This window comes from Mycobacterium sp. NGS69 (genome assembly GCF_059812165.1).
Genome location: NZ_JCALCD010000001.1, coordinates 360,048 through 373,324, shown reverse-complemented (window position 1 = coordinate 373,324; position 13,277 = coordinate 360,048). Strand labels below are relative to the sequence as shown.

The window sequence follows — 13,277 nt, the reverse complement described above, 5'->3', positions numbered from 1 at the left end:
CACGGCGAACGTCACTTCACCGCGTGTCCGCCACCTACGGAACGCGCGACGACCGGAAACACCGTCTCCATTCCGCGCCGGCCCTTGATCTCTACCTGCTCGGATTGCCCCCAGTCGTATTGCGCCTCGACGGCGGCGTGAACGCCGGTGCTCACCATCACGGCCGGGCGCCCGGCCCGTCCGGCGATGCCGGCCAACCGGAACGCCACGTTGGTCGCGTCGCCAATGACGGCCGTGACCGTCCTCGTCATCGCGGCGATCGCGGCCCGGCCCTGCACCACGCCCCAGCCCATGCGGATCGGCGAACCGTCGGGCGAACGCAGCGGCAGCGTGGGCGCGAGTTCCTCGACCATCTGGTTCGCGGCGAGCGCGAAGTCGATCGCGAGCTCATTTGCCTTCGGAATCGTCCGCAGCTCCCAGACGGCATACAGCGCATCGCCGGCGTAGTGATTGAGCGTTCCGAGATGGGCGCGCAGGGCGCGGTTGAGCTCGTGCCAAAGATGGTTCAGGCTCTGGGCGATCACCTGGTTATCGGTGACCTCTGAGATCGTCGAGTAGTTGGTGATATCGCCGACCACCATCACCATGGTCTCCTCGACGATCCGGGTCAGGGTCGGGCTGGTGTTGGTCACCCCGGCGGCGTTGAACCGGTCCGACCGGAAGATGAGCACCACGTCGCCCACCGAGATCCGGTCGTCGGGCTTGAGGGGGACCTGCACGGCGCGCTCCAGCGGCATGCCGTTGAGCAACGTTCCGTTGGTGCTGGTGTCGATGAGGTAGGCCCGGTCGGTGGTGACGTCCAAGCGGATCTCGAGGTGGTTGCGGGAGATGTTCGGATCGGGAATGACCAGCCGGCGCTGTTCGTCGATGCCCGCGCACTGACGGCCGACGAATAGTTGATCGAAGATCGGCACGATCTTCTCGCCGCCATTCAAGTGCATGACGAGATTGGCAAGCGGCTTGTCCCACCAATCGGAGCCCATGGGTTAATGGCCTCGCCGCACTCGAACGGCCGCGTGCGCGAGCGAGACTCGTCGTTGTCTGCCCCGCCCGCCCTGACCACCCTGTGCACACACTAAGCGTCTGCCATCTGAAGATGCTGAGCCGTTGGCTGCAGCGTAATAGTACAGCCTCAGCGAACGAGCGACGGCTGCGCTTCCAGGGTTCTGCGGGCTGCGATCCGCCCGGCTTCGAGGGCGGCATCGATGTTCTTGAAGTCCAACGGACCGATCGCTGAGACGTCCGGCTCGATGATCGCCGTGACTCGGGGGAGCTCGCGCAGGTTCCACTTGGGGGCCGCGAGTTCGACGCTGCGAAGCAACGTGTCTTGCAGCGGTGGCAGGGCTACATCCGTCCCGGTCACGAGCCGCCGGACGAACGCGGGAGGCTGAAGCTTCGCCGGCAGCGGGCCAAAGCCCTTCGATGGCACCCAAGTCGTGCGCAGATCGACGCATACCACCTCACCGTCCGGGTCGGCGCACATCACGTCGGCCGGCAGGATGTTCATCAATCCCCCGTCGACGAGCAGCCGTTCCCCCTGCTGCACTGGCGGCAGGAGGCCGGGTATCGAGATCGATGCGCGCACGGCGATCCACAGCAGCCCACGCCGATGGACGATCTGATCGCCCGTGATGATGTCGGTGGAGACGGAAAAGAACTCCCTCGGCAGATGCTCGATCAAGGTCCTACTGCCGAAGAATCCTTCTATCAGACGGTCGACACGGCGACCTCGCGTGAGGGCTATCGCGGGGATCGTGTAGTCGCTGACCGGCCTGGTCTCTGCGACGTACTTCCGTGCCGCCGCGGTGCACTCCCGCGCGTCCAGACCCAGCGCGAAGGTAGCGGCAGCGAGGGCACCGGAACTGGTCCCGCCAAACCGGTCGATGACGACGCCCGCCCGGGTGAGCTCTTCGTAGACCCCGTAATGCGCGAGGCCCCGAGCGCCACCACCCCCCAGCACGAGGCCGAGAGATCGGCCGGCGATTCGGCGGGCCAGGGCACCGATGCCGTCGTCGTCGGTGGGGTGATGCGAGACCGGCTGCAGCAGGTCCCACCAGCTCGGGTCCGGCACGACGCCGCAAGTGACCAGGTGGACCGGCCCTTGCGTCACGGGTGGTTCAAGCGCTTCCGGCGGATGGGTTTGATCGGCAAGGACCACGACTCGGTCGCTTTGCGCGGTGACGTAGCGTCGCCAGCTGTCACCCGAGCCCCGATCGGCCACCAGCAAGACCCAATCGTTGCTTCGCTCGACGCGGTCGAGGGTCTCGCTGAACGCGTCGACGAGCTGACCGTAATGATTGGCCGCGGCCGTCGTCTCGACCGGCGGCGCGACGACGGCCGCCTGGCCGTGCGATCTCAGCCGGGTCGCGATCGCATCGACGATCGGGGCCGCGACCGCATCCCCGGTCGACACCACGCCGACGACCCGGCGACCGCGAGAGACGTTGGCGGCTCGTGACTCGCGAAGCATCACCGCCATCGCTCGGAACATCGCCGATTGCAATTGCGGCGCCTTGGCGAGCACCTCGCTGAACGTGTCGGCGGCGATCCTCCAGACGACGCCGTCCCGAAGGGCTCGTACCCCGGCCGAGCGAGCGGCGCCGGTGATCACGCCCAGGTCTCCGATCGAGTCCCCGGACGCCATCTCACGAAGCACCTGTCCGTCGCGGCCGATGGCCGCGAATCGTCCCGAGGCGATTACATAGAAGGCGTCCGACGGGTCTCCCATGTGAAAGAGCCACTCGTTGGCGGGGACGTGCTGGCGACCTACGGTCTTCGTGAGCAGGTCGAGTTGTTCGTCGTCGATCTCGGCGAATATCGGAATGCTCCGCAGTGCGGTTCGCTCATCGGCCGCACGCGGTTCGGGCGACTGCCCTTCAGCGACCATGAAAGGACGAAAGCATATTGCGCCGTTTAGCGGTAGTCCGCACGGCGCAAAGGCGCTACGCGGGGACCAGCTCGACGCCGCTGAGCACGACGGCGTTGTCGCGCGACGGCGCGACAACGCTGGCCACGAAGCGGCCGTTCTCCTTCCAGATGCCGACCTTGAGGGTCTCACCGGGGAAGGCCACGCCGGCGAACCGCGCGCCGTAGGCGCCCACCGCGCCGGCGTCGCCGTCGAGCACCGCGTCGGTGATCGCCTTGCAGGTCATGCCGTAGGTGCACAGGCCGTGCAGGATCGGCCTGGGAAACCCTGCGGCGGCGGCGAATTCGGGGTCGGAGTGCAGCGGGTTGCGGTCCCCGCAGAGCCGGTACAGCAGCGCCTGCTGCGGCAGGATCGGCACGTCGACCTCCAGGTCGGGGGCCCGGTCCGGCGCGCCGTCCGACGAGGACGGCCCGCGCTCACCGCCGAATCCGCCCTCGCCGCGGGCGAAGATCGACCGCCGCTGCGTCCACAGCAGCGTCCCGTCCGGCGCGCTGACCGTCGTCTCGCTCCAGATCACCGCGGCCTTGCCCTTGTCCCAGATGTCGGTGAACCGGGTGACGGCCTTCGCGGATCCCGACGGCGGCAGCGGCCCGGGCACCTCGACCCGCTCGCTGGCGTGCAGCACCTTGGCCAGCTCGATGTCGATGCCGGGGAACTGCACTGTCGGCGGCTTGGTCGCATGGAAGGTGGCGGCGACGTTGGCGAACGTCGGCAGCACCTGCGGGGTGTCGTCCACCAGGTAGCGCAGCTCGCGCGGGTCCATCGGGTCCGAGCCGGCGCCCAGCCCCAGGTGATAGAGCTGGATATCGCTGCTCTCCCAGGAGAATTCGATGGGGTCCAGCTCGGCGCTCAGCGCGACGTCGACGTCGATCGGCATCTCGTTATCCCTCCCCGGCTCCGCCGGCTAAGTGCAGCGCCGCCAGATAACCGAAAGTCATCGCCGGCCCGATGGTGCCGCCCGGTCCCGGGTAGGTGTGGCCCATCACCGGGGCGCTGACATTGCCCGCCGCATAAAGGCCTTCGATGATGCTGCCGTCGTCGCGCAGCGCCCGGCCGTGCACATCGGTGCGGATGCCGCCCTTGGTGCCCAGGTCGCCGGGCACCATCTTGGCGGCGTAGAAGGGCGCGTGGCTGATCTCGCCGAGGTTGGCGTTCGGCTTGTTGGTGGGGTCGCCGTAGTAGCGGTCGTAGGCGCTCTCGCCGCGGTGGTAGTCCTCGTCGACGCCCGAGCGCGCGAAGCCGTTGAAACGCTCGACGGTCGCCACCAGGTCGGCCACCGGGAGGCCGGCCTTCTCGGCCAGCTGCTCGAGGGTGTCGGCCTGGATGATCACGCCGGATTCCCGCCATTTGCGTGGGATGCGTTGCCCCGGTTGGAGTCCCGCGAAGATGTAGCGGTCGCGGTACTGCTGGTCGAACACCAGCCACGCGGGGATGTTCTCGCCCGGACCGGGGCCCTGGCCGAATTCCCCGCCGTACATGTGGTGGCAGGCCTCGACGTAGGGCATCGACTCGTTCATGAAGCGCTTGCCCGACATGTTGACGATGATCGACCCCGGTGAGTTGCGCTCGGACAAGGCGAACCACGGCGCGCCCGCCAGCGGCACCGTCGGGCCCCACCAGGCGTCCTCCATCAGATCCAGTGCGGCGCCCAGCTTTTCGCCCGCGACGATGCCGTCGCCGGTGTTGGCCTTGGCCCCGACGGTCCATTCGGTGGTGATAGGGGCGCGCTGATACTTCACCCGCATCTGTTCGTTGTGCTCGAACCCGCCGCTGGCCAGGATCACGCCGCGCCGCGCCCGGATCAGCTGTGGCTCGGTCGATTCCGATGCGGCCGAGTCCCGAACGTACACCCCGCGCACCACGCCGTCCTCCACATAGAGGTCGGTGAGCGCGGTGTTCAGCTGCACCGGAACGCCGGCGCGCTGCAACCCGATGCGCAGCGGCCCGATCAGCGCCCGGCCCATGCCGACCAGGTTCTTGCCGGTCGCCTTGGCCCACATGGTGCGCGCGCCCACTTTCAGGCTGCGCGCGACGCCCCGCGGGTGCCGCTTGAGCTGGTTCAGGCGCACGTAGTCCTGTTGCATCACAACGACGTTCAGCGGCACCTTGCCGTAAGCGGGCTCCAGCCCGGCCTCGTCGGCGCCGAGCTTGCGGGCGTTGAACGGCTTGGGCTCGATCGACCGCCCGTCCGCGCGGCCGCCCGGCGCCTCGGGGTAGTAGTCGGAATAGCGCGGCACCCAGCACATCTTCAGGGGTGTGTGCTTCAGCACGAAGGAGAGCATCTCGGGTCCGCGCTCGAGGTAGGTGTCGATGCGCTCCGGCTCCACGATGTCGCCGATGATTCCGTGCAGGTAGGTCCGGGCGGCCTCCGGCGTGTCCCGCACACCGTCGCGCTTGAGCACCTCGTTGTTCGGAATCCAGACCCCGCCCCCGGACCGCGCGGTGGAGCCGCCGAAATGCGCGGCCTTCTCGATGACTACTGTCGAAAGGCCACGGTGCGCGGCGGCAAGGGCGGCAACCATGCCGGCTCCGCCGCTCCCGACCACGACGACGTCGTACTCCTGCCCTGTCATGTAGAACACGTTATAGAATTGCCCGGGTTGGGCGCTACCGGCCCGGTCAAACGAACTAAGGGGACTTCCGGGAAATGCTCAGTGTTGCGATCCGCGACGAGCTGGCCGCCGACCTGGCGCAAGCCGAGCGCAGCCGGGAGCCCATCAGACCGTTGACCGCCGCTTACCCGGACATCGACGTCGTCGACGCGTACGAGATTCAGCTGATCAACATCCGTCAGCGCGTCGCCGAGGGCGCCCGGGTGCTGGGCCACAAGGTGGGCCTGTCGTCGCTGGCGATGCAGCAGATGATGGGGGTCGACGAGCCGGACTACGGCCACCTGCTCGACGAGATGCAGGTGTTCGAGGAAATCCCGGTCAAGGCGGGCCGCTACCTGTATCCACGGGTGGAGGTCGAGGTCGGTTTCATCCTGTCCGACGACCTGCCCGGCGCCGAGTGCACCGAAGACGACGTGTTGGCGGCCACCGAGGCGCTGGTGCCGTCGATCGAGCTGATCGACACCCGCATCACCGACTGGAAGATCGCGCTGTGCGACACCATCGCCGACAACGCCTCGTCGGCGGGCTTCGTGCTCGGGCAGGCGAGGGTGTCGCCGGGCGACATCGACGTCAAGGCGATCGACGCGGTGCTGACCCGCAACGGCGAGGTGATCGCCGAGGGCCGCAGCGACGCCGTGCTGGGCAACCCCGTCACGGCGGTCGCGTGGTTGTCCCGCAAGGTGGAAAGCTTCGGGGTGCGGCTGCGAAAAGGTGACATCGTGTTACCGGGATCGTGCACGCGGGCGATCGATGCGCGCGCCGGTGACGAGTTCGTCGCCGACTTTACGGGCCTCGGTTCGGTGCGTTTGTCGTTTGAATAAGCACGGATTAGTTTTGAATCAGTCGATTTAAAGCTTCGAAAAGGAGCATCATGCCGTCCAAGGCGAGTGTGGCCATTGTCGGGTCGGGAAACATCAGCACCGACCTGCTCTACAAGCTGCTGCGATCGGACTGGCTGGAACCGCGCTGGATGGTGGGCATCGACCCGGAAAGCGAGGGCCTGGCGCGGGCCCGAAAGCTGGGTCTTGAGACCACCCACGAGGGGGTCGACTGGTTGTTGGCGCAGCCGGAGAAACCCGACCTGGTGTTCGAGGCGACCAGCGCCTACGTGCACCGGGACGCGGCGCCGAAATACGCGGCCGCGGGCATCCGGGCGATCGACCTGACGCCGGCCGCGGTGGGCCCGGCGGTGATCCCGCCGGCGAACCTGCGTGAGCATCTGGACGCGCCCAACGTCAACATGATCACCTGCGGCGGGCAGGCGACCATCCCGATCGTCTACGCCGTCTCCCGGGTCGTCGAGGTGCCGTACGCCGAAATCGTCGCGTCGGTGGCCTCGGTGTCCGCCGGTCCGGGGACCCGCGCGAACATCGACGAGTTCACCAAGACCACCAGCAAAGGTGTGGAGACCATCGGCGGCGCCAAGCGCGGCAAGGCGATCATCATCCTGAACCCCGCCGACCCGCCGATGATCATGCGCGACACCATCTTCTGCGCCATCCCCGAGGACGCCGACCGCGACGCCATCGCCAAGTCCATCCACGACGTCGTCGCCGAGGTGCAGACCTACGTGCCCGGCTACCGGCTGCTCAACGAGCCGCAGTTCGACGACCCGTCGCTCAACTCCGGCGGCCAGGCCCTGGTCACCACCTTCGTCGAGGTCGAGGGTGCCGGGGACTACCTGCCGCCGTATGCGGGAAACCTCGACATCATGACCGCGGCGGCCACCAAGGTCGGCGAGGAGATCGCGAAGGAATCCCTGTCGGCGACGGCGGGAGGAGCACAAGCATGACTACCGACATTTTCTTCAACCCGATCTGGGACGTGCGGATGACCGACACGTCGCTGCGGGACGGGTCGCACCACAAACGCCACCAGTTCACCAAGGACGAGGTGGGCGCCATCGTGGCCGCCCTGGACGCGGCCGGCGTCCCCGTCATCGAGGTGACCCACGGCGACGGGCTGGGCGGCTCGAGCTTCAACTACGGGTTCTCCAAGACACCAGAGCAGGAACTGATCAAGCTCGCGGCCGAGACCGCCAAAGAGGCCAAGATCGCGTTTTTGATGCTGCCCGGGGTGGGCACCAAAGAGGACATCAAGGAAGCCCAGGACAACGGCGGCTCGATCTGCCGGATCGCCACCCACTGCACCGAGGCCGACGTATCGATCCAGCACTTCGGGCTGGCCCGCGAGCTGGGCCTGGAAACCGTCGGCTTTCTGATGATGTCCCACACCATTCCGCCGGAGAAGCTCGCGGCCCAGGCGCGCATCATGGCCGACGCCGGATGCCAGTGCGTCTATGTGGTCGACTCGGCCGGGGCGCTGGTCCTCGAAGGGGTGCGCGACCGGGTGGGCGCGCTGGTCGCCGAGCTGGGCGACGACGCCCAGGTCGGTTTTCACGGCCACGAAAACCTCGGCCTGGGCGTGGCCAACTCGGTGGAGGCCGTCCGCGCCGGGGCCAAGCAGATCGACGGCTCCTGCCGGCGGTTCGGGGCCGGTGCGGGCAACGCACCCGTCGAGGCCCTGATCGGGGTGTTCGACAAGATCGGCGTGAAGACCGGCATCGACTTCTTCGACATCGCCGACGCCGCCGAGGACGTCGTGCGCCCCGCCATGCCGGCCGAATGCGTGCTGGACCGCAACGCCCTGATCATGGGCTACTCGGGCGTCTACTCCAGCTTCCTCAAGCACGCCGTCCGGCAGGCCGAGCGCTACGGCGTGCCCGCCCACGCGCTGCTGCACCGGGCTGGCCAGCGCAAGCTCATCGGGGGCCAGGAAGACCAGCTCATCGACATCGCGCTGGAGATCAAACGCGAGCAAGAGAGCGGCGCGGTCGTCACGCATTAACGCCTCTCCCCGGCACGGGCGCTTGGCTTAGAATTGTTTGAAAACGGCGAAGATACTGATCCTTCGTCGGCCTTGGCCTAGCGTTGTTCCATCGACTGCATGCTCGAGGGGTTCGGATGAGTTTTTTCACGTTGCCGCCGGAGATCAACTCGCTCCTGATGTACTCGGGCGCCGGTTCGGCTCCGATGCTGGAAGCCGCGGCGGCGTGGAACGGGCTGGCGTCTGAGCTGTCGTCTGCCGCCCAGTCGTTCGCGTCGGTGACGTCGACGCTGGCCGGCCAGGCCTGGCAGGGTGCGGCCGCGCAGGCGATGGCGGCTGCGGCCGCTCCGTACGCCGGGTGGTTGAATGCGGCGGCTGCGCAGGCGGCCGGGGCTGCGGCCCAAGCCCAGGCGGTCGTCAGCGCGTTCGAGTCCGCGCTCTCGGCGACGGTGCATCCCTTGCAGGTGGAAGCCAACCGCAACGGCCTGGTCAACCTGGTGATGAGCAATCTGTTCGGGCAGAACTGGCCCGCGATCGCTGAGACCGAGTTCAACTACCTCGAGATGTGGGCCCAGGACGTGACGGCGATGGTGGGCTATCACGGCGGGGCGTCGGCGGCGGCCGGGCAACTGCTGTCGGGTCAGGCGAGCCTGCCGGCGATTCCGAGCCTGCCCGGCCTCGGTGGCATCGGCGCCGGCGCCGGCGCCGGCGGCTCGAGCCCGGCGGGTGGCACCGCCACCGCCGGCGCGGGCGGGGCGGCCGCGAACGGCGGGACCGGTGGGGGCGGCGTGGCCGCCGGTAGCGGCGCTGCCGGCGGCGGCGGAGGAGGTGACACGGCCGGTAGTGCGGTCGCTGCCGGGGGCGCGGACAGCGGTTACGCGAGTGGCGTCGGCACCGCCGATCCCAACGCGGGCGTCGCAGCCACCGGCGGCAGCTACGCCGGCACCGGAGACGTTGGCGCGGCGAACGCCGGTGCCGTGAGTGGCGGTGGCGGCGGCTCTGCCCCCGGCATGGGCATGCTCGGCGCCGGCGGCATGGGGGCGATGATGATGGCGTCCGCCGCGATGGGGGCGTCGAGCTCGTCGACCGGGCCGTCCGCGCCGCCGATTCCGCCGGCCAAGGCCGCGGAGGAGACCGCGCCCGCAGCGCCTCCGGTGGAGGAAACGGTGGCCGCGGAAGTGGAGGAAGCCATTCCGGTGGCCGCCACACCTCTCGGGGCGACACAGGCCGCGGCGGGGCCGGCCGCGGAGATTTCGGCGGCCGAGCCCAAGGCCGCGGAGACACCGGCGGAGGCGGGGGAGCGCGAGCGAGTGGCGCTGGCGCTCGACGACGCGCCGGAAGCCGAAGCCCGGGCCAACTAGCCTTCGCCACGGCACGCCGGGTACCAGGCGCTGAGCGCAGTCCGCGCATGGAAGCCGCGGGTAGTGTTGATCGCGACGTCTCTGGCAAAGGAGGGATCCGGTGACCGTAAAAAATCTCAGCCCTCTTCGGCGCGGACTGTGCGGCCTGGTTGCCGCCGGGGCACTGAGCGTCGCCCCGGTAATGGTCGCGTTGCCGCTGGCCAACGCGGATCCCCAATGCGATCAGACCGTAGGGCAATCCATCGACTCGTACCTGACCCGGCATCCGGACGTGAAGCAGCAGTTGCAGGCCAAATCTCAGGCCGAGGGCGGCGGCGGCAACGTCATGGACTACCTGAGTCGCCATCCTGACGTGCGGCAGCACCTGATCGACCTGTCCCAGCAGTGCGTGCCCTAGTGAGCGGGTGTCGTCTTTAAATGCCGTGGACGACGCGCGGGAACGTTCGCCATTGACTAAAAAGTAGAACACGTTCTAGGTTTAGGCGTGTTCTCTGATCCCCTCAACGAAGCCATCGCCGAAGCCGAAAAACTCGTCGCGGCCGCACCGTTTATCGAGACCGAAGCCGACCTGCTCGAAGGACTGCAATATCTGGGTGGCTGCATCGCCGCGTGCGAGCATCTCGCCTTCGACTACGACCGCGACCATCCGTTCCTGCAGTCGGGTACCGGGCCGTTCACCAAGATGGGCCTCGACAACCCCGACACCCTCTACTTCGGCACCCGGGTGCATGCGGGCCATGAGTACGTGGTCACCGGCAGGCGCGGCACGACCACCGACCTGAGCTTCCAACTGCTCGGCGGCGAGTACACCGATGACAACGTTCCCGCCAGCCAGGCCGCGTTCGACGACCGAGAGCTCGACATCGCCGAAGACGGCAGCTTCGAGTGGCGGGTGCGTCCCACCAGCGCGGGTCAATTGGTGATGCGCGAGGTCTACGGCGACTGGTCGGCGCAGCGCGGCACCCTGGCGATCGCCCGAACCGATACTGCTGGCACCGCCCCGCCGCCGCTAACTCGCGAAATGATCGAAAGGCGTTACGCGACAGCGGGAAAGCAGCTGGTTCAGCGCGTGAAGACCTGGCTGCAATTTCCCCAGTGGTTCTATGACAAGCTCCCGGTCAACACCATGGTGGCACCTCGGCTGACACCGGGCGGACTGGCCACGCAGTACTCGTCGGTCGGGCACTGGGATCTGCGGCCAGACCAGGCCCTGGTGATCACCATTCCGGTCAGCGATGCGCCCTACCTCGGCTTCCAGCTTGGCAGCCTGTGGTACATCTCGCTGGATTACATCAACCACCAGACCTCGCTGAACAACACTCAGGCGCAAGCGGATCCGGACGGCAAGGTGCGCATCGTGGTTGCCGACCAGAATCCGGGCGTGACCAATTGGGTCGAGACGCTCGGCCACAAACGCGGCTATCTGCAGTTCCGCTGGCAGCGGGTGTCGCGCGAGCTCACCGACGCCGACGGTCCGACGGTCGAGCTGGTCGACCTCGACGGGGTACCTAGCAAGTTGCCGTATTTCGACCACAACAAGATCTCCGAGGACGACTGGCGCGCGCGAATTACGCTGCGGCAGCAACAAATTCAGGCGAGGATGCTGGGATGACGAAGTTGTTGGAAGGCAAGGTCGTGCTGATCAGCGGCGTGGGCCCGGGCTTGGGCACCACGCTGGCGCACCGATGCACGCGGGAGGGCGCCGATCTGGTGCTGGCGGCCCGCACGCCGGAACGCCTGGACGACGTCGCCAAGCAGATAGCCGACGCCGGTGGGCGCGCGACGACGGTGCCCACCGACATCACCGAGGACGACCAGGTGAGCAACCTGGTCGATGCCACGCTCGAGGCCTACGGCAAGGTTGACGTGTTGATCAACAACGCGTTCCGGGTGCCCTCGATGAAGCCGTTGGCGGCGACCAGCTTTCAGCACATCCGGGATGCCATCGAACTCAGCGCCCTCGGCGCGTTGCGGCTGATCCAGGCCTTCACCCCGGCGCTGGAACAGGCGCATGGATCGATCGTCAACGTCAATTCCATGGTGCTGCGGCACTCGCAGGCCAAATACGGCGCCTACAAGATGGCCAAGTCCGCGTTGCTATCCATGTCGCAGTCGTTGGCGACCGAACTGGGCGAGAAAGGGATCCGCGTCAATTCCGTTGCCCCCGGCTATATCTGGGGTGAGACGCTGCAGGCCTACTTCAACCATCAGGCCGGCAAGTACGGCACCACGGCCGAGCAGATCTACGAGGCCACCGCGGCCAACTCCGACCTCAAGCGACTGCCGACCGAGGACGAGGTGGCCTCGGCGATTCTGTTCATGGCCAGCGACCTGTCCAGCGGCATCACCGGGCAGTGCTTGGATGTCAACTGCGGGGAGTATCACACCTGATGACCCAACGGACCAACGTCGGCACCGTCGAGGACCTGCAAGCGTCGGCGACCAAGCTGTGCGGGCTCGACGACTTCGGCGTCGACGACGACAACTACCGCGAGGCGTTGGGCGTGCTGTTGGACTCCTATCAGCGTGACGCGGGCCTCACTGAGTTGGGCAGCAAGATGAATCGGTTCTTCTTGCGCGGCGCGCTGGTGGCCCGGTTGTTCTCCGAGTCGGCATGGAAGCAGTACCCGCAGTACGTCGACGTGGCCATCGAGCGGCCGATCTTCGTCACCGGCCTGCCGCGCACCGGAACCACGATCTTGCACCGCCTGCTGGGCGCCGACCCGGTACACCAGGGCCTGCACCTGTGGCTGGCCGAGTTTCCCCAGCCGCGGCCGCCCCGCGACACCTGGGACGAAAACCCCTGGTACAGCGCGCTGAATGCCCAGTTCGAAAAGGCTCACTCGGAGAACCCGGAGTACACCGGCCTGCACTTCATGGCCGCCTACGAGCTGGAGGAGTGCTGGCAGCTGCTGCGGCAGTCGCTGCATTCGGTTTCATACGAAACGCTGTCGCACCTGCCCACCTATTCGCGCTGGCTGTCGGAGCAGGACTGGACGCCGTCATACCAGCGGCACCGCCGCAACCTTCAGCTGATCGGCCTCAATGACATCGAAAAGCGTTGGGTGCTCAAGAATCCCAGCCATCTGTTTGCGCTCGATGCGCTGATGGCGACCTATCCCGATGCCCTGGTGATACAGACTCACCGGCCGGTGGAAACGATCCTGGCGTCGATGTGCTCGTTGGCGCAGCACACCGCCGAGGGCTGGTCGACGACCTTCTCCGGCGCCCAGATCGGTGCTGACAACATGGAAACCTGGTCGCGCGGTCTGCGGCTGTTCAACACCGCACGCGCCAAATACGATCCGGCCCAGTTCTACGACGTCGACTACCACGACTTGATCGCCGACCCGCTCGGGACGGTCGCCAACGTATACCGGCACTTCGCTATCCCGCTGACCGATGAGGCGCGAAAGGCCATGGAGGACAGTCACGCCGAGAGTCAGACCGGCGCCCGGGCTCCCAAGCACAAGTACTCCCTGGCCGACTACGGCCTGACCGCCGAGGTCGTCAAGGAGCAGTTCGCGGGGCTGTAATCCGCGAGTTGCTCAA

The 13,277-nt window shown here is 67.3% G+C and carries 12 protein-coding genes; 8 read left to right on the top strand and 4 right to left on the bottom strand.

Annotated features, from left to right (window positions below):
• Positions 1-11 precede the first annotated feature (11 nt).
• From AC5Y2S_RS01980 to kstD, 4 genes are all read right to left on the bottom strand, one after another.
• Positions 12-983, bottom strand: coding sequence for an FHA domain-containing protein (locus AC5Y2S_RS01980; RefSeq protein ID WP_499953455.1), 972 nt, complete (start codon positions 981-983; stop codon positions 12-14).
• Positions 984-1,132: 149 nt separating this feature from the next.
• A complete protein-coding gene (locus AC5Y2S_RS01975) occupies positions 1,133-2,887 on the bottom strand; it encodes a patatin-like phospholipase family protein (protein ID WP_499954320.1) in 1,755 nt (584 codons plus the stop codon).
• A gap of 55 nt (positions 2,888-2,942) precedes the next feature.
• Entirely contained in the window at positions 2,943-3,803 is an 861-nt protein-coding gene (gene chsH3 / locus AC5Y2S_RS01970; RefSeq protein WP_499953453.1) for an enoyl-CoA hydratase ChsH3, read from the bottom strand.
• A gap of 4 nt (positions 3,804-3,807) precedes the next feature.
• Positions 3,808-5,499: a 3-oxosteroid 1-dehydrogenase gene (gene kstD, locus AC5Y2S_RS01965; RefSeq protein WP_499953452.1), complete on the bottom strand. Its 1,692-nt coding sequence runs from the start codon at positions 5,497-5,499 to the stop codon at positions 3,808-3,810.
• A 74-nt stretch (positions 5,500-5,573) separates the two neighbouring features.
• On the opposite strand from kstD, the gene AC5Y2S_RS01960 reads away from it, so the two are divergent.
• The 8 genes from AC5Y2S_RS01960 to AC5Y2S_RS01925 all read left to right on the top strand — a co-directional run bounded on the left by AC5Y2S_RS01960 (position 5,574) and on the right by AC5Y2S_RS01925 (position 13,261).
• Complete coding sequence (locus tag AC5Y2S_RS01960) at positions 5,574-6,359, top strand: 2-keto-4-pentenoate hydratase (protein ID WP_499953450.1); 786 nt, start codon at positions 5,574-5,576, stop codon at positions 6,357-6,359.
• A 50-nt stretch (positions 6,360-6,409) separates the two neighbouring features.
• A complete protein-coding gene (locus tag AC5Y2S_RS01955; protein ID WP_085201102.1) occupies positions 6,410-7,330 on the top strand; it encodes an acetaldehyde dehydrogenase (acetylating) in 921 nt (306 codons plus the stop codon).
• On the top strand, positions 7,327-8,385 hold the full coding sequence (gene dmpG / locus AC5Y2S_RS01950; protein WP_499953449.1) for a 4-hydroxy-2-oxovalerate aldolase: 1,059 nt from the start codon (positions 7,327-7,329) through the stop codon (positions 8,383-8,385). Before AC5Y2S_RS01955 ends, dmpG begins: the two co-directional genes overlap by 4 nt.
• 116 nt (positions 8,386-8,501) lie before the next feature.
• On the top strand, positions 8,502-9,725 hold the full coding sequence (locus AC5Y2S_RS01945; RefSeq protein WP_499953448.1) for a PPE family protein: 1,224 nt from the start codon (positions 8,502-8,504) through the stop codon (positions 9,723-9,725).
• A gap of 181 nt (positions 9,726-9,906) precedes the next feature.
• The gene (locus tag AC5Y2S_RS01940; protein WP_499954318.1) at positions 9,907-10,122 is read left to right on the top strand and encodes a hypothetical protein; all 216 of its coding nucleotides are present in this window, start codon (positions 9,907-9,909) and stop codon (positions 10,120-10,122) included.
• An 87-nt stretch (positions 10,123-10,209) separates the two neighbouring features.
• The gene (locus AC5Y2S_RS01935; protein WP_499953446.1) at positions 10,210-11,337 is read left to right on the top strand and encodes a hypothetical protein; all 1,128 of its coding nucleotides are present in this window, start codon (positions 10,210-10,212) and stop codon (positions 11,335-11,337) included.
• Positions 11,334-12,116, top strand: coding sequence for an SDR family oxidoreductase (locus tag AC5Y2S_RS01930; RefSeq protein ID WP_499953445.1), 783 nt, complete (start codon positions 11,334-11,336; stop codon positions 12,114-12,116). Before AC5Y2S_RS01935 ends, AC5Y2S_RS01930 begins: the two co-directional genes overlap by 4 nt.
• Positions 12,116-13,261: a sulfotransferase family protein gene (locus tag AC5Y2S_RS01925; protein ID WP_499953444.1), complete on the top strand. Its 1,146-nt coding sequence runs from the start codon at positions 12,116-12,118 to the stop codon at positions 13,259-13,261. The genes AC5Y2S_RS01930 and AC5Y2S_RS01925 overlap by 1 nt, the downstream gene beginning before the upstream one ends.
• Positions 13,262-13,277: the final 16 nt, after the last annotated feature.